The following is a 23621-nucleotide window of genomic DNA, read 5'->3' on the forward strand; positions in this document are numbered from 1 at the left end:
TTTGCTCCTCTATGCGCGCCCGCCTCTCGGCTTCAGGGCGCGCCGTCGTTGTTGGTTGCCGCGCTGTCGGGTGCCGTACTGCCGGTTGCCGGATTGCCGCCCGAGGCACCGCCAGCCGCCGGCGCCGGTGCGGCGTCACCCTCGTGCAGCCGCACGGTGTGCACCTCGATCGGCCCCGCCGAACTCTTGTCGAACTCCACGCCCGCATCGACGCCGATGCGCGCGATCTCGCCCGCATCCAGGTCCGGCCGGTCATAGACCGCATGCATCGCGCCCAGCGCGTAGTTGCGGCCCGAGCCGATACCCCAGAAGCGGTCGAACGAAAACACCTCGCGGTACGAGTAGACGCCGAAGATGCCCGCCGGATTGGCGATCAGGCATACGATCTGCGACGACTCGTAGGGATCGTCCTCGTCTTCCTTGGTGTTGACGAAGTAGTCCGACTTCAGCTTCTCATGCACCTTCAGGAAGGTGCGGAACACGTCATCACGCGAGCCCAGCCGGCACTCTTCGCCCAGCCCCGCCAGCAGCGTGCGCATGACCGGGAAGTGCGCGGTGGTCCCGGCCAGCGCGATGAAGCCGTCGCCTACCGGGAACACCTTCTGGTTGCGCTCGTAGGCGCGCGACAGGCGCGTGTCGCCAAAGGTGACCAGCGCGTCTGCCGCGATGGCCACCTCGGCGCCCTTCCTGACGACCACGCAGGTAGTCATGGCTCGCTCCCGGTTGCGCGTGGTGCGCCGGGCAGGCCAGGCCGTCGGCCTGCCCGCCCGGCGCAACCCCGCTTACAGCAGGATGCGGCGGAAATCCGCCAGCAGTTGCCCGAAGTACGTGTTGAAGCGCGCCGCTTCGGCACCGTCGATGACGCGGTGGTCCCACGACAGCGACAGCGGCAGCGTCAGGCGCGGGGCGAACTGCTTGCCGTCCCACACCGGCTTCTGGTACGACTTGCACACGCCCATGATGGCCACTTCCGGCGCGTTGATGATCGGCGTGAAGTATGTGCCGCCGAGGCCGCCCAGCGAAGAGATCGAGAAGCAGCCGCCCTGCATCTGGTCCGGCTTGAGCTTGCCGTCGCGGGCCAGCTTGGCGAGCTCGGTCATTTCCTGGCTGATCTCCAGCACGCCCTTCTTGTCGGCGTCCTTGATCACCGGCACGACCAGGCCGTTCGGGGTGTCGGCGGCAAAACCGATGTTGAAGTACTTCTTCAGCACCAGGTTGTCACCATCGAGCGACGCGTTGAAGTTCGGGAACTTCTTCAGCGCCGCCACCGTGGCCTTGATCATGAACGCCAGCATCGTCACCTTGATGCCGGACTTCTCGTTTTCCTTGTTCAGCTGCAGGCGGAAGGCTTCCAGCTCGGTGATGTCCGCTTCGTCATGGTTGGTGACGTGCGGGATCATGACCCAGTTGCGGTGCAGGTTGGCACCCGAGATCTTCTTGATGCGCGACAGGGCCTTGCTTTCGACCTCGCCGAAGCGGGTGAAATCGACCTTCGGCCACGGCAGCAGGCCGAGCTCGCCACCACCGGCGCCAGCCGCGGCGGCCTGTGCGGGCGCGGCGGCCTGGCCGCTCATCACGCCCTTGACGTAGCCCTGCACGTCTTCCTGGGTGATACGGCCCTTGGGGCCGGTGCCCGGCACGCGCGACACGTCCACGCCCAGCTCGCGTGCGAACTTGCGCACCGAGGGGCTGGCGTGGGCGGCCTTGCCGGTTACGCCAGCGGCGGCCGGCGCGGCAGCAGGTGCTGCGGCCGGTGCCGGGGCGGCGGCTGCGGGGGCCGGTGCCGGTGCCGGTGCGGGCGCGCTGGCAGCCGGAGCCGGTGCCGCGGCGGCAGCTGCCGGGGCGGCTGCTGCGGCGGCGCCTTCCAGGATCAGCAGCAGCGTGCCTTCGGCGACGTTGTCACCGACCTTGACCTTGACTTCCTTGACCACGCCGCCTTGCGGCGACGGCACGTCCATGGTGGCCTTGTCGGACTCCAGCGTCACCACGGCGTCTTCGGCGTTGATGGTGTCGCCCGCCTTGACGTGGACTTCGATGACCGGCACGGCGTCGTAGTCGCCGATATCGGGCACCTTGACTTCGATGGTGCCGCCACCGCCAGCGGCCGGGGCCGCGGCTGGGGCTGCTGCGGGGGCAGGAGCCGGTGCGGGGGCTGCGGCGGCCGGCGCCGGCGCCGGTGCTGCGGCAGCAGGGGCAGGTGCGGCGGCGGCGGGCTCGTTGGCCGCCTCCAGCATCACCAGCACCGAGCCTTCGGACACGTTGTCGCCCACCTTGATGCGGACGTCCTTGACCACGCCGGCCTGCGGCGAGGGCACGTCCATGGTGGCCTTGTCCGATTCCAGCGTCACCAGCGCGTCTTCCGCGTTGATGCTGTCGCCGGGTTTCACATGCACTTCGATGACGGGAACGGCGTCATAGTCGCCGATATCCGGCACCTTGATTTCAATCGCTTGACTCATTCAGTGTCTCCTGGGCAGGCCGGCACGCGCGACATCCGCAAGCGGCGAGATTACCTTCGCCGCCCGCTTCTGTCACGCCGCCATGCCGCAAGGCGCCGTCCGGGCTCTGGCCGGGGCGCCCGCGGCACGGCGTTGCCGTACTGCGGGGGTTGGTGCTGGCTGCCGGATCAGACCGACATCGGGTTGGGCTTGTTCGGGTCGAGGTTGTACTTCTTGATGGCCTCGGCAACCTTGTCGCGGCCGATCGCACCCTCGTCGGCCAGCGCCTTGAGCGCGGCCAGCGTGACCCAGTAGCGGTCCACTTCAAAGAAGTGGCGCAGCTTCTCGCGCGTGTCCGAGCGGCCGAAGCCGTCGGTGCCCAGCACCACGTAGCGGCGCGGCACGAACGGACGGATCTGCTCGGCAAACGCACGCACGTAGTCGGTGGAGGCGATCACCGGGCCGCGGGCCGACTTCAGGCTCTTGGCCACGTGCGATTCGCGCGGGGTCTCGGTCGGGTGCAGCAGGTTGAAGCGCTCGACGTCGTGGCCTTCGCGGGCCAGTTCGGTGAAGCTCGGGCAGCCCCACAGGTCCGACTCCACGCCCCAGTCCTTCTTGAGCAGGTCGGCAGCGGCGATCACCTCGCGGAAGATCGTGCCCGAGCCCAGCAGCTGCACGCGCGGCGCGTTGCTGTTCTCGACACCCTTGCGGAACTGGTACATGCCCTTGACGATGTCCTGCTCCACGCCAGCCGGCATTTCCGGATGCTCGTAGTTCTCGTTCATCACCGTCAGGTAGTAGTAGACGTCTTCCTGCTCGGCGTACATGCGGCGCAGGCCGTCCTGCATGACCACCGCCAGTTCGTACTGGAAGGTCGGGTCGTACGAGATGCAGTTCGGGATCGCGGCGTGGAACACGTGCGAGTGGCCGTCTTCATGCTGCAGGCCTTCGCCGTTCAGCGTGGTGCGGCCGGCGGTGCCGCCCAGCAGGAAGCCGCGCGAGCGCATGTCGGCAGCGGCCCAGCACAGGTCGCCGATACGCTGGATGCCGAACATCGAGTAGTAGATGTAGAACGGGATCATCTGCACGCCGTGCGTCGAGTACGACGTGGCGGCCGCGATCCAGTCGCACATGGCGCCGGCTTCGTTGATGCCCTCCTGCAGCACCTGGCCAGTCTGCGATTCCTTGTAGAACATCAGCTGGTCATGGTCTTCCGGCACGTACTTCTGGCCTTCCTGGTTCCAGATGCCGACCTGGCGGAACAGGCCTTCCATGCCGAAGGTGCGCGACTCGTCCGGCACGATGGGCACCACGTGCTTGCCGATCTGCTTGTCTTTCAGCAGCGTGTTCAGGATCCGCACGAAGGCCATGGTGGTGGACACTTCGCGGCCTTCGCCGGTGGCCTTGAGCAGCGCGTCGAACGCGGACAGCTGCGGGACCGGCAGCGCTTCGGCCTTCTGGCGGCGGGCCGGCAGGTAGCCGCCCAGGTTCTGCCGCGCCTGGCGCATGTATTCCAGTTCCTTCGAACCTTCCGGGAAGGTGATGTACGGCACCTCTTCGAGCTGGTCGTCGGCAACGGGAAGATTGAACTGGTCGCGGAACTTGCGGATCGCGTCCACCGGCATCTTCTTCTGCTGGTGGGCCACGTTCATGGCCTGGCCGGCGTCGCCCATGCCATAGCCCTTGATGGTCTTGGCCAGGATCAGCGTGGGCTGGCCCTTGTGCTCGCTGGCGGCCTTGTAGGCGGCGTAGATCTTGTGCGGATCGTGGCCGCCGCGGTTCAGGCGCCAGATGTCGTCGTCGGACCAGTCGGCCACCATCGCCTTCAGCTCAGGCGTGTTGAAGAAGTGCTCGCGGACATAGGCGCCGTCCTTGGCCTTCATGGTCTGGTACTCGCCGTCGACGCATTCCATCATGCGCTTCATCAGCAGGCCCTTGGTGTCGCGCGCCAGCAGCGAATCCCACTTGCTGCCCCACACCACCTTGATCACGTTCCAGCCGGCACCGCGGAATTCGGATTCCAGTTCCTGGATGATCTTGCCGTTGCCGCGCACCGGGCCATCCAGGCGCTGCAGGTTGCAGTTGATGACGAAGACCAGGTTGTCGAGCTTCTCGCGGCCGGCCATGCCGATCGCACCCAGCGATTCCGGCTCGTCGGTCTCGCCGTCGCCCAGGAAGGCCCAGACCTTGCGGTCGCCGGCCTTGGCCAGGCCGCGGCTGTCCAGGTACTTCATGAAGCGGGCCTGGTAGATGGCCATGATCGGGCCCAGGCCCATCGACACCGTCGGGAACTGCCAGAAGTCCGGCATCAGCCACGGGTGCGGGTAGGACGAGATGCCCTTGCCGTCCACCTCCTGGCGGAAGTTGTCGAGCTGGTCCTGGGTCAGGCGGCCGAGCAGGAAGGCGCGCGAATACACGCCCGGAGCCGAGTGGCCCTGCACGAACACCAGGTCGCCGCCGCCGGCTTCCGACGGGGCGCGCCAGAAGTGGTTGTAGCCGACGTCATACAGCGTGGCCGCCGAGGCGAACGACGAGATGTGGCCGCCGACGTTGGTGTGCTTGTTGGCGCGCAGCACCATCGCCATGGCGTTCCAGCGGGTGTACGAGCGGATCCGGTGCTCGATGTCCTGGTCGCCGGGGATGCGGGCCTGCTGCTCGACCGGAATCGTGTTGATGTACTGCGTCTCGGCGTGGAACGGCTGGGTCACGCCGTTCACGCGTGCGTATTCGATCTGCTTGTCGATCAGGAAAGCGGCGCGCGCCGGACCTTCGGCGGCCAGGACGCCCTGCAGGGCGTCGAGCCATTCATGGGTTTCCTGGGGATCGGCGTCGTTGGCGCTCGAGGCGCCGAGAATCTGCTCTGGTACGGCGGACATGACTGTCTCCTGGGTGAATTCTTTGCATCCGCGCCCGCGCTGGCAGCGCCCGGACACGACTTTACGTATGACTCGCACCGACTTGCGGATCCGGCACCATGCCGCCTTGCATCGGGGCCGCCGCCGGGAAACCTGTTCCGGTTTCTCCGCGCGGCAGGCGCATGGCTGCCGCCCGCATTCTTGGGTCGAACCGATTCTATGGAAGCCCAAAGTCCAGCACAAGTGAAATTTTCAAATTGCGGTATCGTTTTTTATAATGTGGAATTATGCGGCGGCGCACCAAGAATCACTGCCCGGCTGCCCCGCCATGCGCCATAAGCCTACCCGCCCCGGCCGCAGCAGCAATGTTTTCATTGGCGCTTTCCCCAAGCGACGCACCGCAATAATCTCGGTACACTGGTCGGTCAGCCGTCAATCCCTCCCATGCCGTTTTTCGACCGACTCCTTTCCAGCCTGCGTGCAGCCATGCTTCCTCCCGACGCGTCGGGGTCAGCCAAGGCGGCCGGAGGCGACCCCGCGCACGCCCCTTCGCCGGCTGCCGGACTGGGGCCGATCGAGGCGCTGGGCCCCGACGACGGCGCCCCCGTGGCCGCACCGCGCGGGCTGTGGTGGCTGCGCTGGCGCAACCTGGTGGCCACCAGCTGGTTCATGTTCATCCCGCTGGTTGCCATCGTGCTGTTCACGGTGGCCATGGGCGTGATCCTGTGGTCCCTGCACGAGACCGAGCGCCAGCAGCAGCGCGACGCCCTGTACCGCGACGCCGCCTGGGCGCAGCAGCGCGTGCGCCTGTCCCTGCTGAGCAACCAGGACCAGCTGGCCTCGCTGGCGCGCGACATCGCCGCCGCGCAGCTTGAGCAAGGCGCCTACCGCACCGCGGCGCAGGAAATCCTGCGCGAAAACCCCGAGATCGTTTTCATTAACTGGCTCGATGCCACCAAGCGCGGCCGCTGGTCGTTGCCATCGACCTCGGAATTCGCCAGCCGCCTGCGCGAGAACCAGGACCAGCCGCTCGAACCGGAAGTGCTCGACACCTTCGACGCCGCGCGCGAGACCCAGCGAGTGGTCTATTCGCGCCCGCTGGTCAACGAGCGCGGCGACAGCTTCATGCTGATGGAAGTGCCGATCGTGCGCGACAACGAGTTCCTCGGCACGCTCGGCGCGCTGTACTCGATCAACGGCATCCTGACGCACCTGCTGCCGCCCGAGCTGACCGAGCGCTACCGCTTCTCGCTGATCGACAAGAACAACCAGACCCGCGCCAGCACCTCATTGCGGCCGGTGCCGGGCAACGCGCTGTCGTACGAGGTGCTGCTGGATCCGCCGGGCCACTCGCTGTCGCTGCGCGCCGATGCTTACCCGCCGGCGTCGAACCTGCCCAACAACATGCTGCTGTGGCTGGTGGTGGGGCTGTCGTGCTTCCTGCTGTGGAGCCTGTGGAGCATGTGGCGCCACACCAGCCGCCGCTCCGAGGCGCAGCGCGCGCTGCTGGCCGAGACCTCGTTCCGGCGCGCGATGGAAAACTCGATGCTGATCGGCCTGCGCGCGCTCGACCTGAACGGCCGCATCACCTATGTCAACCCGGCCTTCTGCCGCATGACCGGCTGGCAGGAGAACGACCTGGTCGGGCGCCTGCCGCCCTTCCCCTACTGGCCGCCCAACGACCAGCAGGAGATGCAGAAGCAGATCGACCTGACGCTGCAGGGCAAGTCGCCCGCCGGCGGCTACGAGATGCGCGTGATGCGCCGCGACGGCAGCAGCTTCTACGCGCGCATGTACGTGTCGCCGCTGGTGGACAGCCGCGGCCGCCATACTGGCTGGATGAGCTCGATGACGGACATCACCGAGCCCAAGCGCGCGCGCGAGGAACTGGCCGCGGCGCATGACCGCTTCACCACGGTGCTGGAAAGCCTGGATGCCGCGGTGTCGGTGCTGGCCACCGACAAGGCGGAGCTGCTCTTTGCCAACCGCTATTACCGCCAGCTGTTCGGCTGGGAGGCCGAGGGCCACCTCAAGCTGGCCGGCGACGACCTCGACAAGGACCAGGTCTCCAGCGACAACACCGACTATGTCGACGCCTATGCCGGCCTGCCGGCGTCCGAGCTGATGCCGTACGCATCGGACGCGCGCGAAGTGTTCGTGCCGGACATGCAGAAATGGTTCGAAGTGCGCCGCCGCTATATCCAGTGGGTCGACGGCCACCTGGCGCAGATGCAGATCGCCACCGATATCACGGTGCGCAAGGCCGCCGAGGAAATGGCGCGCCAGCATGAAGAGCGCCTGCAGTTCACCAGCCGCCTGACCACCATGGGCGAGATGGCCTCGTCGCTGGCGCATGAGCTGAACCAGCCGCTGGCGGCCATCAACAACTACTGCATGGGCGCGGTGGCGCGGCTGCACTCGGGCCGCAGCACGCCGGAGGACCTGATCCCGGTGCTGGAGAAGACCTCGGCCCAGGCGGTGCGCGCCGGCACCATCATCAGCCGCATCCGCGGCTTCGTGAAGCGCAGCCAGCCGCAGCGGCGCGAGGCCGCGCTGCACGACATCGTCGCCGACGCGGTAGGCCTGGCCGACCTGGAGGCCACGCGCCGCCGCGTCACCATCCTGACCCGCCTGCCGACCCCGCCGCTGACGGTCTATGTCGACCCGGTGCTGATCGAGCAGGTGCTGGTGAACCTGCTCAAGAACGCGGTCGAGGCCATGGCCGGCCTGCCCGCCCTGCACGCCGGCGGCGTGGTGCGCCTGCACGCGCGGGTGGAGCCGGGCGAGATTGGCGACAGCGTCCATATCGACGTGATCGACCAGGGCCCGGGCGTGGACGAAGCCACCAAGGAGCGCCTGTTCGAGCCCTTCTTCAGCACCAAGTCCGACGGCATGGGCATGGGGCTGAACATCTGCCGCTCGATCATCGAGTCGCACCAGGGCCGCCTGTGGGTGGAGAACAATGCCGACGGCATCGGCTGTACATTTAAAATCATGCTGCCGCTGCAATCGGCGCTGGCCGAGCATTAAGCCGAAGCACAGGCCCTGTTGCCGAGGCCTTCGCGCCCGGGCATGCCCAAGGATTCCAGAAAAAGCCGGCCCGCCCCGTTTCCCCCACGGATGTGGGGGGCCTGTCTCGCCACAGAGGGCCGCTGCCGGTTACACTTCGCAGCAATGAATTGTTGTCCCGAGGAGACTACATGACCGCAACGCCAAACCCCACGCCCCACCGCGGCGAGACCGTGTTCATCGTCGACGACGATGAAGCCATGCGCGACTCGCTGACCTGGCTGCTGGAGGGCAATGGCTACCAGGTGCGCAGCTTCACCAGCGCCGAGCAGTTCCTCGCCGCCTACGATGCCAGCCAGGTGTCGTGCCTGATCCTTGACGTGCGCATGCCCGGCATGAGCGGCCCGGAACTGCAGGAGCGCATGCTGGCCGAGCAGATCGACATTCCCATCGTCTTTATCACCGGCCACGGCGACGTGCCGATGGCGGTATCGACGATGAAGCGCGGCGCCATCGACTTCATCGAAAAGCCCTTCGATGAGTCCGAGCTGCGCGCACTGGTCGAGCGCATGCTGACCAAGGCCCGCACCGACCATTCCGCCGCACGCGAGCAGCGCGCCGCCAAGGACCTGCTGGGCAAGCTGACCACGCGCGAGCAGCAGGTGCTCGAGCGCATCGTTGCCGGCCGCCTGAACAAGCAGATCGCCGACGACCTGGGCATTTCCATCAAGACCGTGGAGGCGCACCGCGCCAACATCATGGAAAAGCTCAACGTCAACACCGTCGCCGACCTGCTGCGCCTGGCGCTGTCACGCAACAGCTGAGCGGCTGGCGCCTGCCTCTGCCTGACCCGGTGCGGCCCGCGGCCGCATCGGCTGCCCTCTCCGCGCGCCGTCCGGCGCCGCCTCTGCATCCCCTTAAGCCCCGTCATCGGTCCAGGTATTCCTCGTCCCGGAACGTGACCACCCATTGTGGCCGATAGACCACAAAAATCGCCACCAGCATGCCGGTCAGGAAGGCCTCGCCAAAGGCCAGGATGACGGCTGCCGTCAGGGTATCGGCAATGCTCCATGGCAGGCCCGGCGCCGTCAGGTGGCGCCAGCCGGCCTCGGCCGCGCTGGCGCCCAGCGCGGCCAGCCCGGCCGTGAAATAGCCGTGTCCGAGGATAAAGACGAACGGATGCCGCGGCAGCAGACGCCGCATCATCGTCTGCAACGCTGCGGAGATCAGCGCCGGCAGCAGCGCCAGCCAGACGTAGCGCACCCACAGCGAGGGCCAGTCGAACTGGGCCCAGCCATGCCCGGCCAGGTATTCGAGCCCGAACAGCGACACCACGTCCACCACGAACAGCGACAGCAGCGCCAGCGGCAGCCCGAACAGCGTCACCATCAGCGTGGCGCCGAGCAACTGGATCACCAGCCCGCCGACCAGGGTGGCGCGCAACGTCCACAGCAGCGCCACCAGCACCATCGCACCCAGCCAGGCGTTCTGCAGCGCATTGCGCCGCAACAGCTGCCAGGGCCGGCGCGTCAGCGCCCACAGCAGTGCCGCCAGGGACAGCAACAGCAGCAAGGGATGGGACAGCAGGGATGGAAGCGCGGTGTGCATTCGGCCGATGCTACCAGCGCTGCCCCCGCCCGGCCTTGCACCCGCTCAAGCTCCGTGCGGCAAGCCCCACGCAACCTTTATAATTCCGCCTTTAGCCCAACCCGCGCTCCGGCGCGCGGCGGCACCTCCACCTCCCGGCCACAAACCCGCCCTGCCTCCATGCCTGCCCAACTGATCGACGGCAATGCCCTTGCCAAACAAATCCGCTCCGAAGCCGCCCTGCGCGCCGCCCGCCTGACCGAGCGTGGCCACCGGCCCGGCCTGGCCGTGATCCTGGTCGGCGAGGACCCGGCCAGCCAGGTCTACGTCCGCAACAAGGTCAAGGCCTGCCAGGACAACGGCTTTCATTCCTCGCTCGACCGCTACCCGGCCGACCTGTCGGAGGCGGAACTGCTGGCCCGCATCGAGGCCCTGAACCAGGACCCCAACATCCACGGCATCCTGGTGCAGCTGCCCCTGCCCAAGCATATCGACAGCCACAAGGTGCTTGAAGCCATCGCCCCGGAAAAGGATGTCGACGGCTTCCATGTGGCCAATGCCGGCGCGCTGATGACCGGCGCCCCGCTGTTCCGCCCGTGCACGCCCTACGGCTGCATGAAGATGCTGGAATCGGTCCAGTTCCCGCTGCGCGGCGCCCGCGCCGTGGTGGTGGGCGCCTCCAATATCGTCGGCAAGCCGATGGCGATGCTGCTGCTGCAGGCCGGCGCCACCGTCACCATCTGCAACAGCAAGACGCGCGACATCGGCGCCCATACCCGCGACGCGGATGTGGTGGTGGCCGCGGTCGGCAAACGCAACCTGATCACCGCCGACATGGTCAAACCGGGCGCGGTGGTGATCGACGTGGGCATGAACCGCGACGACAACGGCAAGCTGTGCGGCGACGTCGACTTTGCCGGCGTGCGTGAAGTCGCCGGCTACATCACGCCGGTGCCGGGCGGCGTCGGCCCGATGACCATCACCATGCTGCTGGTCAATACGCTGGAAGCCGCCGAGCGCGCCGCCGGCTGAGGCCGCGCGTACGATACGCCACCCGGGGCCCTGGAAAATCCGGTGCCCCGGCCCCATCTGCGGGATTATTGCCCGATCGAGGCCAGCCAACCGAGAACACGCCATGGACCAAGCCGCCAACGCTACCAATCCTCTGCTGGACTTTTCCGACCTGCCCCGCTTTGCCGAGATCCGGCCCGAGCACATCAGCCCGGCGCTGGACGTGCTGCTGGAACGCGCGCAGCAGGCCGTCGCCCGCGCCGAAGATCCGGCCACGCCCGCCGACTGGAGCAACGCCGTGCAGGCGCTGGAAGCGGCCACCGAGCCGCTGGGCCGCGCCTGGGGCGTGGTCAGCCACCTGAGCGCCGTGGCCGATACGCCCGAACTGCGCAAGGCTCACGCCGAGAACCTGCCGCGCATGACCGAGTTCTGGTCCTCGCTCGGCCAGAGCCTAGCGCTGTATGAGAAGTACAAGGCGCTGGCTGCCAGCCCGGAGTTCGCCGGCATGAGCGCGGCGCGCCACCAGCTGATCGAAAACGAACTGCGCGGCTTCCGCCTGGGCGGTGCCGAACTGCCTGAAGACAAGAAGCCGCGCTTCGCCGAGATCCAGGAGCAGCAGGCCCAGCTGTCCAAGGCCTTTTCCGACCACGTGCTGGATGCCACCAACGCCTACGCGCTGCATGTCGAGGACGAGGCCCGCCTGTCCGGCCTGCCCGATGACGCCAGGGAAGCCGCCCGCCATGCCGCAGAGAAGGATGGCAAGGCCGGCTGGAAATTCACGCTGCACTTCCCGTCCTACTTCCCGGTGCTGCAGTACGCGGACGACCGCGCGCTGCGCCAGACCCTGTATGAAGCCAATGTAACGCGCGCCTCGGAACTGGGCCCGCAGCATGGTCAGGGCCAGGCCGACTGGGACAACACCGCCAATATGCGCGAGCAGCTGGCCCTGCGCCGCGAGGAGGCGCAGATGCTGGGCTACCAGTGCTACGGCGAAGTCTCGCTGGTGCCGAAGATGGCCGAATCGCCGGCCGAGGTGCTGAAGTTCCTCGACGAGCTCGCCGTCAAGGCGCGCCCCTACGCCGAGAAGGACTGGGCCGAAATGAAGGCCTTTGCCGCCGCAGAGCTGGGGCTGCCTGAGCTGGCGCCATGGGATGTCGCCTATGCCTCGGAGAAGCTGCGCCAGCAGCGCTATGCGTTCTCCGAGCAAGAGGTCAAGCAGTACTTCCCGGAAGCGAAGGTGCTCGAGGGCCTGTTCGGCGTGGTGCAGAAGCTGTTCTCGGTGCGCATCGAGCCCGAGCAGGCGCAGACCTGGCACAAGGACGCGCGCTTCTTCCGCGTCACCACCGCCGACGGCACGCTGCTGGCCCAGTTCTACATCGACCTGTACGCGCGCGAAGGCAAGCGCGGCGGCGCCTGGATGGACGACGCGCGCGGCCGCAAGGTGCTGGAGCAAGGCGGCGTGCAGACGCCGGTGGCCTACCTGACCTGCAACTTCTCCGCGCCGGTGGGCGACAAGCCCGCGCTGTTCACGCACGATGAAGTGATCACCCTGTTCCATGAGTTCGGCCACGGCCTGCACCACATGCTGACGCAGGTGGGCGAGCTCGGCGTGTCGGGCATCAACGGCGTGGAATGGGATGCGGTGGAGCTGCCGTCGCAGTTCATGGAGAACTTCTGCTGGGAGTACGAGGTGCTGACCGGCATGACGCAGCACATCGACACCGGCGAGCCGCTGCCACGCGCGCTGTTCGACCGCATGCTGGCCGCCAAGAACTTCCAGAACGGCATGATGACGCTGCGCCAGATCGTGTTCTCGTCGTTCGACATGCACCTGCACACCGACTTCGATCCGGCCGGCGCCACCTCGGTGCTGGACCTGTCGCGCCAGATCAACGACCGCGTGCACGTGGTGCCGCAGCATCCGCTGTCGCGCTGGCCGAACACCTTCAGCCATATCTTCGCCGGCGGCTATGCGGCGGGCTACTACAGCTACAAGTGGGCCGAGGTGCTGTCGGCCGACGTGTACGCGGCGTTCGAGGAAGCCGCTCAGCTGTCGGGCAGCGTGCTCGACAGCGAGACCGGCGCGCGCTACCAGCGCGAGATCCTGTCGGTGGGCGGCAGCCGTCCGGCGATGGACTCGTTTGTCGCGTTCCGCGGCCGCGCGCCGCAGATCGACGCGCTGCTGCGCCACGGCGGGATGGCAGCATGAGCGCGGCCGCCCTGCCCGCCAGCGGCCCGCTTCGCATTGCCAGCTGGAACGTCAACTCGCTCAAGGTGCGCCTGCCGCAGGTGCTGCAATGGCTGGCCGAGCAGGACCAGGCCGGCGCGCCGATCGACGCGCTGTGCCTGCAGGAACTGAAGCTGCCGGACGACAAGTACCCGCTGGCCGAACTGGAGAACGCGGGCTTCCACAGCATCTACACCGGGCAGAAGACGTACAACGGCGTGGCCATCCTCGCACGCGACGCCAGCATGCCCGGCCCCGCCGACGTGGTGCGCAACATCCCCGGCTTCGAGGACGCGCAGCAGCGCGTGATCGCTGCCACTTATGGCGACCTGCGGCTGGTCTGCGCCTACTTCCCCAACGGGCAGGCGCCGGACTCGGACAAGTTCGTCTACAAGCTCAAGTGGCTGGACGCGATGACGGCGTGGCTGCGCGAAGAAATGAAGCGCTACCCGAAGCTGGCGCTGCTGGGCGACTTCAATATCGCGCCGGAAGACCGCGACGTGCACGACCCCAAGAAATGGGAAGGCCAGAACCTGGTCTCGCCGCAGGAGCGCGCCGCCTTTGCCGCACTGGTTGAGCTCGGCCTGGCGGATGCGTTCCGCCAGTTCGAGCAGCCGGAGAAGGCCTTCTCGTGGTGGGACTACCGCATGATGGCGTTCCGCCGCAATGCGGGCCTGCGCATCGACCACATCCTGCTGTCGCCGGCATTGACCAGCGGCTGCAGCGCCTGCGTGATCGACCGCGTGCCGCGCACGTGGGAGCAGCCGTCGGACCACACGCCGGTGGTCGCCACGCTCAGTTGCAACTGAACGCGCCGCTGGCGCCGCGCGCGGGTTCAGGCAAGTCCGCACAAGCCCCGCTCGCCGCGCGGCGCCGCGCCCGCTACACTGCGGGCATGAGCCACACCCGCCAGGCCATGTTCCGCCACCGCAACCTTCCTCACCTGCTGCTGCAAGCGCGCGAGACATTGCTGGCTGGCTTTCGCCCGATCCTGCGGCAGTTCGGCATCACCGAGCAGCAATGGCGCGTGATGCGCACGCTCAACGAGCGCGAGCCGATGGAGCCGAACCAGCTGGCCGATGCCTGCCTGATCCTGAGCCCCAGCCTGACCCGCATGCTGTGCGGCATGGAAGACGCAGGGCTGGTCGAACGGACCCGCTCCGCCACCGACCAGCGCCGCCAGCTGGTCAGCCTGACGCCGTCGGCGCGCGCCATCATCGTGCAAATGGAGCCGCTGGTCGATGCACGCTACCAGGAGCTGGCGCAGCGGCTCGGCCCGGAGCGCCTGACCGAGGTCTACCGCGCGCTCGACGCCATGCTGGCCGGCCTGGCGCCGCAGCCGAACCTGCCCGAATCCACCCCGCCCGAATCCGTTGCCTCGCCACCGCCTGGGCGCGGCGGCGAGGCCGGCTGAGCCTGCCCCTTCATTGCCGATGCCCGCGTCCCATCCCGGATCACTCCTGCCGCGCCTGTTCCCATGGAGCCAGCGCGTCGACAAGACCACGCTGCGCGCCGACCTGGTGGCCGGCCTGCTCGGCGCCGTGCTGGTGCTGCCGCAGGGCGTGGCCTTCGCCACGCTGGCGGGCCTGCCGCCGCAATATGGCATCTACAGCGCGGTGGTGCCGTGCATCGTGGCGGCGCTGTTCGGTTCGAGCTGGCACGTGATGTCGGGGCCGACCAACGCCAATTCGCTGGCATTGTTCGCGATGCTGAGCCCGCTTGCGTTTGCCGGCAGCCCGGCCTATATCGGGCTGGCGCTGGCGGTCACCATCGTGGTGGGCGTGATGCAGCTCGCCGTGGGCACGTTGCGGCTGGGCACGCTGGCCAACTTTATTTCGCCGTCGGTGCTGCTCGGTTTCACCTGCGGCGCCGCGACGCTGATCGGCCTGTATGCGCTCAAGGACCTGTTCGGGCTGGCGGTGCCGACCGGCACCAGTGCATTCGGCGTGCTGCGCCACCTGTTCGAGAACATCGACGCCATCAACTGGGGCGCGGCCGCCGTAGGCGCGGTCACGCTGGTGGTGACGCTGCTGTGCAAGCGGCTGTGGCCGCGGCTGCCGTTCATGCTGCTGGGGCTGCTGGCCGGCTACGGCGTGGCGCTGCTGCTGAACCAGTCCGGCGCGGGCGGCGCCCACCATGTCAACGTGGTCGGGCCGATCCCGTCGGCGCTGCCGCGCTTCCACCTTCCCGATGTGGACTGGCGCAAGCTGCCAGACCTGCTGGGCATCGCCTCGGCGCTGACCATCGTCGCGCTGGGCCAGTCGATCTCGATCGCCAAGGCGGTGGCGCTGCGCTCGGGCCAGCATATCGACGCCAACCGCGAGTTCATCGGCCAGGGCCTGTCCAATATCGCGGGCGGCTTCTTCTCGGGCTATATCTCGTGCGGCTCGCTCAACCGCTCGGTACCCAATTTCGAAGCCGGCGCGCGCACGCCGCTGGCCAGCGTGTTCTCGGCGCTGTGGCTGGTGGCGCTGGTGGCCGTCAGCGCCCCGCTGCTGGCACAGATCCCGATGGCGGCGATCGCCGCGATGCTGCTGCTGGTGGCGTGGGGCCTGCTCGACACCGCGCGGCTGCGCCGCATCTTCACGCTCAGCCGCACGGAATTCGCCATTGCCATCGGCACCTTCGCCGCCACGCTGGTGATCCGGCTGGAGATGGCGGTGCTGCTCGGCACCGTGCTGTCGCTGGTGGCCTACCTGTACCGCACCTCGCGGCCGGCCGTGCGCAGCCTGGTGCCCGATGCCGACGATCCCGGCCGGCGCTTCACGCCGCTGGACGAGTTGCGCCGCCCGCAGCCGGAATGCCCGCAACTGAAGCTGCTGCGCATGGAAGGCGCGATCTATTTCGGCGCCGTGCAGTATGTGACGGATCGCCTGCACTGGCTGCGCACGGTCAACGCCGGCCAGACGCACCTGCTGGCGATGACCAAGAGCATGAACTTCATCGACCTGGCCGGTGCCGAGATGTGGGAAAACGAGCTCGCCGAACGGCGCGCGCTGGGCGGCGATCTGTACTTCCACCGCCCGCGCACGCAGGTCTTGCAGACCTGGGCGCAGACCGGCTTTACCGACAAGCTCGGAGCCGACCATATCTTCCCGACGAAGCGGCAGGCGCTGCACACGATCGTCGGCCAGCTCTCGCCGGAAATCTGCGCGCAATGCACCGTGCGGATCTTTGAAGAATGCGCATCACGACCAGGCGCCGCGACCCCGGCAGCACAATGAACTGAAGCGCCGGCGCGTCGGCATGAGCGGCGGCCGCGCACCAGCGTTCAGCAACAGTACGGCTGCAGGAAAAACCTGGAAACTGAAACGGGAAAAGCGGGGATCTGCCTGTGCCGGCGTTGCCGGCTTGGCACGCAAGGCCGGACGGCCCTACGTCTGGGAACCTGATAACAGATAGGCGCCCGCGGCATGCCGGGGCCTGGCCGGGGCATCCATCCGCATCAGATCGGCGCCACGTGGGCGCGCTTGACGACGATTGGCTGGGGCGCGCCCTGCTCGATCAGCACCACGGCGGCGCGTTCGATGGTTTCGCGGCCGGCACGGAATGCCTCTTCCAGCGACAGTACCTGGTCGGCACTGAAGCCTTCCCACAGTGCTTCGCGTGTCACCACGCAAGTCACCTTCTCGCCATTGACAAGTGCCTGGAACAACAAGCCTTCATTATTGATGTCGTAGCGCTCTTGCTCTTGGAATTTGATTTCCATCGGTGCAGCCCTCCATATGCAAGTGGAGAAACATCCTAACATGGCTCCGGCAAAATCGTATGGATAGAGCCCATGCGAATGCGCTCATTGCGAAGACCATCACGGCCGCCTTCGAGTTCCATCCGCGCGTATGTGTGGCTCCCGGTCACAACGACGGGGTTGTTCCGGCAAGTGCGTCAAACATTTGACAGCGCCGAAAATCATGCTAGAATCTCGTTCTTCGTTGGGGCGTTAGCTCAGTTGGTAGAGCAGCGGACTCTTAATCCGTAGGTCGAGTGTTCGAGTCACTCACGCCCCACCACCGAATACAGAAAGGCCGGAAGCAGCAATGCTTCCGGCCTTTTGCTTTGTGCGCGTGCCTGATTGGCTAATCCGCCGCGGCGCAGGCACGTGCCCACGCCACAGCGGCCCGTGCATCAGGCGCCCTGGCTGGCGCGCTCGAACAGCGTGCGCGCCAGCGCGCGATGGCGCAGCAGCACGTTGGGCAGGTCGGCCGTCAGCAGTGCACCGTCGCGCACCACTTCCCTGCCGTTGATCACGCTCGCCGCGACATTGGCCGGCGTGCAGAACACCAGCGCCGCCACCGGGTCATGGCCGGCGCCGGCAAAGCCGACCTGCGACATGTCGAAGGCGACAAAATCCGCCGACATGCCCGGCGCCAGCGCACCGATATCGTCGCGGTTGAGCACGCGCGCGCCACCCAGCGTGGCAATCTCCAGTGCCTCGCGCGCGCTCATGGCGGCCGGCCCGTAGCCAACGCGCTGCAGCAGCATGGCCTGGCGCGCCTCGCCCAGCATATGCGCGCCGTCGTTCGACGCGCTGCCGTCCACGCCCAGGCCCACCGGCACGCCGGCATCGCGCATGGCGCGCACCGGTGCAATGCCGGATGCCAGCCGCATGTTCGAGCACGGGCAATGCGCCACGCCGGTCCCGGTGCGGGCAAACAGTGCGATGCCCTCGTCGTCCAGCTTGACGCAGTGCGCATGCCACACATCGTGTCCGACCCAGCCCAGGTCCTCGGCATACTGGGCCGGCGTCAGGCCGAATTTCTCACGCGAGTAGGCAATGTCGTTGTCGTTCTCGGCCAGGTGCGTGTGCAGCGACACGCCATAGTGCCGCGCCATATTGGCCGACTCGCGCATCAGGTCGCGTGACACCGAAAACGGCGAGCACGGCGCCAGCACCACGCGCAGCATCGCGTGGCGCGCACTGTCGTGGTACTGCTCCACCAGCCGCTGGCTGTCGCGCAGGATGGCGGCCTCCTCTTCCACCACCACGTCCGGCGGCAGGCCGCCCTTGCTGCGGCCCACGCTCATCGAGCCGCGCGCGGCGTGGAAGCGCATGCCCATCTCCTGCGCCGCGGCAATCGAGTCATCCAGGCGCGACCCGTTCGGGAACAAGTAGAGGTGGTCGCTGGTGGTGGTGCAGCCCGACAGCATCAGCTCGGCCATCGCGGCCTTGGTCGACACCGCGATCATTTCCGGCGTCAGGTGCGACCACAGCATGTACAGGTTGGTCAGCCACGAGAACAGCTCGGCGTCCTGCGCGGCTGGCACCGCGCGCGTCAGGCTCTGGTACATGTGGTGGTGGGTGTTGACCAGACCGGGCGTGACCACGCGACCGCGCATGTCGAGCACCTGCGCGCTGCCGTCGTCGACCATGCGCCGATACTGCGGCGGCAGTTCCGAGGTCGGGCCGACCCACTGCACGGCGGGGCCTTCGGCAACCAGGGCGCCATCGCGGATCTCGCGGCGCTGCGCATCCATGGTGACCAGCACGTCGGCGTTCAGGGCAATCAGGGTCATGGCGGAATTCCTTCTGCAAAACGAATTGGGGGACTGGATGGCAGCCAGTCTACGGCGGCGAAGTGCAATCCCCCAAGCGCAGAATTCCGATCATCCTGTCCACAAAAAGTGGACACCTGCGACACCCTGTTGCTCAGCGCGCCTGCGCGAACAAGACCGCCAGCGCGTCGCCGATGCGCTCGGCCATCAGCTCGGCAGCGGCGCTGAGCGGGCCGCGAGCGCGCGCCACCAGCGTCAGGGTCTGGCCCTGCAGGTGGCGGTCGCGCAGTGGCACGTAGACCAGCGCCTGGCGGGCGCGCTCTTCCATCACATCGAGCGGGTTCAGCAGCGCGATGCCGGTGCCCAGCATCACCAGTTGCCGGATCAGCGCGGTCGAGGTGGACTCCGCCACCGGCGAGACCTCGATCGCATTGCGGGCAAAGGCCGCATCCAGGATGGCGCGGATCGACAGCGAGGGCGCCGGCAGGATCAGCGGATAGCCGACGCATTCGCTCAGCAGCGCCGATTGCCGGGCCGCCAGCGCATGGCCCGGCGGCACCACCGCGCCGATCTGCCAGTCGCTGGTGGCCAGCGCGCGGAAGGCGGGCAGCTCAGGCAGGTCATAGCCAAGGCCCAGGTCGGCGTCGCCCTGCCCCACCGCCGTGGTGATATCGGCCACCGGCAGGTCGGCGACGCGCACCACGATGCCCGGGTAGCGCTGGCGGAAGTCATGCACCAGCGACGGCATCAGCGAGCCCGCCAGGCCGGCCGTGACCGCCACGGTGACCTCGCCGCGGCGCGCGCCCTTGAAGTCCTCGATGCGCTCGCGCAGCGCGTCGTGCTCGCGCAGCGTCTGGCGCACGTGGGCCAGCACCATCTCGCCCAGCGGCGTCAGCCGCAGCCGCTTGTTGATGCGCTCGAACAGCGGCGCGCCCAGTTCCGCCTCCAGGTCCAGGATCTGGCGGTTGACCGCGGTCGGCGCCACATGCAGGTGCTCGGCCGCCTTGCGGATCGAACCGCGGCGGACGACCTCGTCGAGATAGCGCAGGACTCTGGCGTGCATGGACTGGGCAAGCAGTTGGATAGTAACCACCGCGCGGGACGCGCGCGGTGGCTGGCATTGTAGCGGCCAGTGCAGCCTGGCTCGCAAAAATTGCGCGAAGGCTATTGCGTCTTATCAGATACCTTGCTAAAATCTTTTTCTTCGTTGGGGCGTTAGCTCAGTTGGTAGAGCAGCGGACTCTTAATCCGTAGGTCGAGTGTTCGAGTCACTCACGCCCCACCAGCGAATTCAGGAAAAGCCGGAAGCCTTGCTTCCGGCTTTTTTCATTTCCGCCGCGCTGCTTTGCGCGCGCGGTCGGCATGGCTGCCGGTTTCTTGATACGCGGGTTCTCACCAATTCCCCTGCGCCCGCTTTCCCGGTTGAATCGCATCCGCGCACATTGTGGAACATAGTTCCGTATCGCGGAACAATCGCAAGGTGCCGGCCGTCGCCGCATCCCGGCACGGCCCGGTCATGCCAGCGCGGGGAACCGTGACAGCGCGGGGCGCAGACGAAAGGTCTGGGTCCGAAGAAACGCCTGCAGCCCGCCTGGCGAATCAGTGAAAGAAGAACGGAGGCACTCCTTGAAAGCAGTTATCAGCGCCGGCGCAGCCGCCTGCATCGCGGCCCTTGGCCTGGCCCACGGCCTGGCCCAAGCCCAGTCCTACCCCAACAAGCCGATCCGCCTGATCGTTCCGTTCGCGGCCGGCGGCACCACCGACATCGTTGCGCGCGCGGTCTCCGACGGCCTTGGCCGCGAGCTGGGCCAGCCGGTGGTGGTGGAAAACCGCGGCGGCGGCGGCGGCGCGATCGGCGCCGACGCGCTCGCCAAGTCCGCCCCGGACGGCTACACGCTGGGCATCGCCACCGTCAGCACGATGGCGACCAACCCCGCCACCAACCCCAAGAACCCGTACGACCCGCTCAAGGACTTCGCGCCGATCACCAACCTGGTCAACGTGCCGAACGTGCTGACGGTCAACCCGAAGGTGCCGGCCAAGACCCTTAAGGAGTTCGTCGCGATGCTGCAGGCCAGCCCCGGCAAGTACAGCTACGCCTCGGCCGGCAAGGGCAGCATCTCGCACCTGGACGGCGAGCTGTTCAAGGACATCACCAAGACCGACATGGTCCATATCCCCTACCGCGGATCGGGCCCTGCGCTGAACGACACGCTGGCCGGCCAGGTCAACGCGCAGTTCGACAACCTGCCGTCGTCGATGCCGCATATCCAGGCCGGCAAGCTGCGCGCGCTGGCAGTGGCGGCGCCCAAGCGGGTCGAGGGCCTGCCAGACGTGCCGACCTTTGCCGAAGCCGGCATGAAGGACATGAACAACATGGCCTGGTACGGCCTGGTGGCCCCGGCCGGCACGCCGGCGGCAATCATCACGCGCGTGCATGATGCCGCGGTCAAGGCGCTGCAGGACCCCAACGTCAAGCGCCGCCTGGCCGACAGCGGTGCCTACACCGACGGCAACACCCCGGCGCAGTACGCCGCCCAGATCAAGCGCGAGCTGGACCTGCGCAAGAAGATCGCACGCGACCAGAACATCACACTGGAATAACCGGACGGCGAAACCGTCCCGCGAGGGGTCATGACCGGCTGCCACCTGGCAGCCGGTTTTTTTATGGCTGCCAGTTGAAAATGTGCCATCAGTCACCCACATCTGCCCCAGAATCGTTGCATTTGATCCGGCGCAGTACGCAGGCAACGCCATCGGTATTCAATACTTGTAGAAGAAACTTTCACTTTGCGGACAAGCGCTGACTCGGTACATTAACCGGGTGTTCCGCCACATGTGCCCGGCCGCCACCGGCCAGGCTCGGCCCCAAAACCGGATTCGCGCAGGCGCTGCGCGACCGTCAATCGCGAGGATAAGCAAGATGCTGAAGAAGACCGTTTCGACCCTGATCGTTGCAGCACTGGCCGCGCTGGGCGCGACGCAGGTCTATGCGCAGAAGAACTACACCGAAGGCGGCGATCTCTACGGTGGCAGCCACACCAAGAAGGCCAGCCCGAACCAGAACCCCGCCAAATCCGGCAAGTTCGACCCGTACACCGATGGCGCCAAGCAATCGACCAAGTCGGACCTGACCAACTCGGGCAAGAAGTTCGACCCGAACACGGATGGCGCCAAGGCCGGCAAGTTCGATCCGTACACCGACGGCGCCAAGGCCGGCAAGGCTGATCCGTACACCGACGGCGCCAAGGCGCCTGCCAGCCAGGGCGGCAAGGCGCAGTAAGCCTGCCCCGCCGCCAACCGGCGGCACCAAGGCAAACAGCCCGCTTGCGCGGGCTGTTTTGCTTTCTGGCGGAGGCCGCGCTCAGGCTGCCATCGCCTGGGCCGGCTGCGCGGGCAGCATGGTGCCGCGGTCGCGGAAGCCGACATGCCAGGACAGCGCCTCTTCCAGCAGGTGCGGGGTCTGGCCGCCATGGGTGCTGGCGCGCCGGAAGTAGTCGCCCAGCAGCTCGCGGTATTGCGGGTCGGCACAGTTGTCGATGACCGTGCGCGCGCGTTCGCGCGGCGCCAGGCCGCGCAGGTCGGCCAGGCCGCGCTCGGTGACGATGATGTCGACGTCGTGCTCGGTATGGTCCACGTGCGCCACCATCGGCACGATGCTGGAGGCATCGCCGCCCTTGGCCACCGACTTGGTCACGAATACCGACAGGTGCGCATTGCGCGCAAAATCGCCGGAGCCACCGATGCCGTTCATCATGTGCGTGCCCCCCACATGCGTGGAGTTGACGTTGCCGTAGATGTCGCACTCGAGCGCCGTGTTGATGGTAATCAGCCCGAGCCGGCGCAGGATCTCAGGATGGTTGCTGATCTCCTGCGGACGCAGCAGCAGGCGCGAGCGATAGCGGTCCAGGTTGGACAGGAAGCGCTGGTACACCTCGCGCGTCAGCGTCACCGAAGAGGCCGAGGCAAACGCCAGGCGCCCCGCATCCAGAAGTTCGATGGTGCTGTCCTGCAGCACCTCGGAATACATCTGCAAGTCGCGGAACGGTGAATCGACCATGCCGTGCAACACCGCGTTGGCAATGGTGCCAATGCCCGCCTGCAGCGGCTGCAGCGCGGGCGAGAGCCTGCCGGCGCGGACTTCGCGCAGCAGGAAATCGTTGAGATGGCCGGCGATATTGCGGGTATCGGCATCCGGCGGCAGCGCGTTGGACGGGCTATCGTCCTTGGCGGTGATGACGATGGCCGCGATCTTCTCGGGATCGATGGGGATATACGGCAGGCCAATGCGCTGCTCGGGCGCAATCAGCGGGATCGGCTGGCGGTAAGGGCGCCGCACCGGGAAGTAGATGTCGTGCAGCCCTTCCAGCTCCAGCGGCATGTTCAGGTTGATCTCGACGATCACCTTGCGCGCCAGTATGGCGAAGCTGGCCGAGTTGCCGACCGAGGTGCTGGGGATGATGCCGCCCTGCTCGGTGATCGCCACCGCTTCCACCACGGCAACGTCCACCGGTGCGATCTGGCCGGAACGCAGTTGCTCCACGGTCTCGGACAGGTGCTGGTCGATGAACATCACTTCGCCTGCGTTGATCTTGCGGCGCAGCGTCGCGTCGGACTGGAACGGCAGGCGGCGCGCAATCACGTCCGCCTCGGCCAGTACCCGATCGATGTCGTTTCCCAGCGACGCGCCGGTCATCAGGGTGATGCGCAGCGGCTCGGTGGCCGCGCGCCGCGCCAGCGCAAACGGGACTTCCTTGCAGTCGCCCGCGCGCGTGAAACCGCTCATGCCTACCGTCATGCCATCGCGGATCAGCGCGGCGGCTTCGTCGGCCGAGACTACCTTGTCGTGCAGCCTGGCCAGGCGAATGCGTTCCTTGTACATCCTTATCTCCGGTCTGGCGGCCGGGCCCGTGCCCGCGCCGCGCGCCCCTGCTGGCCTGAAGGCTCGTTGGCGGGGTCTCCGGCAGGCAGTGTAGCCAGCCGCATACATTCTGGCTGTGA

The 23621-nt window shown here is 67.2% G+C and carries 17 protein-coding genes and 2 tRNA genes; 11 read left to right on the forward strand and 8 right to left on the reverse strand.

The genetic code is table 11. The features are described from left to right. Positions 1–32: 32 nt before the first annotated feature. From AC1Q6V_RS14690 to aceE, 3 genes are all read right to left on the reverse strand, one after another. Positions 33–710, reverse strand: coding sequence for an Ntn hydrolase family protein (locus tag AC1Q6V_RS14690; protein WP_058696845.1), 678 nt, complete (start codon positions 708–710; stop codon positions 33–35). Positions 711–782: 72 nt separating this feature from the next. After that, on the reverse strand, positions 783–2459 hold the full coding sequence (gene aceF, locus AC1Q6V_RS14695) for a dihydrolipoyllysine-residue acetyltransferase (protein WP_492316414.1): 1677 nt from the start codon (positions 2457–2459) through the stop codon (positions 783–785). Between the two features lie 167 nt (positions 2460–2626). Then, entirely contained in the window at positions 2627–5314 is a 2688-nt protein-coding gene (gene aceE, locus AC1Q6V_RS14700; RefSeq protein WP_011615027.1) for a pyruvate dehydrogenase (acetyl-transferring), homodimeric type, read from the reverse strand. A 423-nt stretch (positions 5315–5737) separates the two neighbouring features. Here aceE and AC1Q6V_RS14705 point away from each other — a divergent pair, with 423 nt between their 5' ends. Then, positions 5738–8323: a PAS domain S-box protein gene (locus tag AC1Q6V_RS14705; RefSeq protein ID WP_037024292.1), complete on the forward strand. Its 2586-nt coding sequence runs from the start codon at positions 5738–5740 to the stop codon at positions 8321–8323. A 170-nt stretch (positions 8324–8493) separates the two neighbouring features. Continuing rightward, on the forward strand, positions 8494–9126 hold the full coding sequence (locus tag AC1Q6V_RS14710) for a response regulator transcription factor (RefSeq protein ID WP_010813074.1): 633 nt from the start codon (positions 8494–8496) through the stop codon (positions 9124–9126). A gap of 103 nt (positions 9127–9229) precedes the next feature. Here the strand turns inward: AC1Q6V_RS14710 and AC1Q6V_RS14715 are convergent, their stop codons facing one another. Next, the gene (locus AC1Q6V_RS14715; RefSeq protein ID WP_454750524.1) at positions 9230–9910 is read right to left on the reverse strand and encodes a hypothetical protein; all 681 of its coding nucleotides are present in this window, start codon (positions 9908–9910) and stop codon (positions 9230–9232) included. Positions 9911–10069: 159 nt separating this feature from the next. Between AC1Q6V_RS14715 and folD the strand changes: the two genes are divergently transcribed. From folD to AC1Q6V_RS14740, 5 genes are all read left to right on the forward strand, one after another. Continuing rightward, positions 10070–10921 carry a bifunctional methylenetetrahydrofolate dehydrogenase/methenyltetrahydrofolate cyclohydrolase FolD gene (gene folD / locus AC1Q6V_RS14720; RefSeq protein WP_010813076.1) on the forward strand — a complete coding sequence of 284 codons (852 nt, stop codon included), beginning with the start codon at positions 10070–10072 and terminating at the stop codon, positions 10919–10921. 103 nt (positions 10922–11024) lie between these two features. After that, entirely contained in the window at positions 11025–13109 is a 2085-nt protein-coding gene (locus AC1Q6V_RS14725; protein ID WP_454750523.1) for a M3 family metallopeptidase, read from the forward strand. Beyond that, positions 13106–13936: an exodeoxyribonuclease III gene (gene xth / locus AC1Q6V_RS14730; protein WP_010813078.1), complete on the forward strand. Its 831-nt coding sequence runs from the start codon at positions 13106–13108 to the stop codon at positions 13934–13936. Before AC1Q6V_RS14725 ends, xth begins: the two co-directional genes overlap by 4 nt. 86 nt (positions 13937–14022) lie before the next feature. Further along, on the forward strand, positions 14023–14541 hold the full coding sequence (gene hpaR, locus AC1Q6V_RS14735) for a homoprotocatechuate degradation operon regulator HpaR (RefSeq protein WP_010813079.1): 519 nt from the start codon (positions 14023–14025) through the stop codon (positions 14539–14541). A gap of 19 nt (positions 14542–14560) precedes the next feature. Next, on the forward strand, positions 14561–16351 hold the full coding sequence (locus AC1Q6V_RS14740) for a SulP family inorganic anion transporter (protein ID WP_439668724.1): 1791 nt from the start codon (positions 14561–14563) through the stop codon (positions 16349–16351). 221 nt (positions 16352–16572) lie between these two features. Here the strand turns inward: AC1Q6V_RS14740 and AC1Q6V_RS14745 are convergent, their stop codons facing one another. Then, positions 16573–16836, reverse strand: coding sequence for a DUF1488 family protein (locus tag AC1Q6V_RS14745; protein ID WP_010813081.1), 264 nt, complete (start codon positions 16834–16836; stop codon positions 16573–16575). Positions 16837–17061: 225 nt separating this feature from the next. Between AC1Q6V_RS14745 and AC1Q6V_RS14750 the strand changes: the two genes are divergently transcribed. After that, positions 17062–17137, forward strand: a tRNA-Lys gene (locus tag AC1Q6V_RS14750). 115 nt (positions 17138–17252) lie between these two features. Here the strand turns inward: AC1Q6V_RS14750 and AC1Q6V_RS14755 are convergent. After that, entirely contained in the window at positions 17253–18641 is a 1389-nt protein-coding gene (locus tag AC1Q6V_RS14755; protein WP_454750394.1) for an 8-oxoguanine deaminase, read from the reverse strand. 133 nt (positions 18642–18774) lie between these two features. Next, positions 18775–19683, reverse strand: a complete 909-nt coding sequence (locus AC1Q6V_RS14760; RefSeq protein ID WP_041687263.1) for a LysR family transcriptional regulator — start codon at positions 19681–19683, stop codon at positions 18775–18777. Positions 19684–19829: 146 nt separating this feature from the next. Between AC1Q6V_RS14760 and AC1Q6V_RS14765 the strand changes: the two genes are divergently transcribed. The 3 genes from AC1Q6V_RS14765 (at position 19830) to AC1Q6V_RS14775 (ending at position 21903) form a co-directional block, all read left to right on the forward strand. Beyond that, a tRNA-Lys gene (locus AC1Q6V_RS14765) sits at positions 19830–19905 on the forward strand. A gap of 341 nt (positions 19906–20246) precedes the next feature. Beyond that, positions 20247–21224, forward strand: a complete 978-nt coding sequence (locus tag AC1Q6V_RS14770) for a tripartite tricarboxylate transporter substrate binding protein BugE (RefSeq protein ID WP_010813084.1) — start codon at positions 20247–20249, stop codon at positions 21222–21224. Positions 21225–21543: 319 nt separating this feature from the next. Continuing rightward, positions 21544–21903 (forward strand): hypothetical protein, encoded by a 360-nt coding sequence (locus AC1Q6V_RS14775; RefSeq protein WP_010813085.1) that lies wholly within the window; start codon positions 21544–21546, stop codon positions 21901–21903. 81 nt (positions 21904–21984) lie between these two features. Here the strand turns inward: AC1Q6V_RS14775 and scpC are convergent, their stop codons facing one another. After that, on the reverse strand, positions 21985–23502 hold the full coding sequence (gene scpC, locus AC1Q6V_RS14780; protein WP_439671573.1) for a succinyl-CoA:acetate CoA-transferase ScpC: 1518 nt from the start codon (positions 23500–23502) through the stop codon (positions 21985–21987). Positions 23503–23621 lie beyond the last annotated feature (119 nt).

Source organism: Cupriavidus sp. GW823-FHT07B10, from assembly GCF_058794355.1.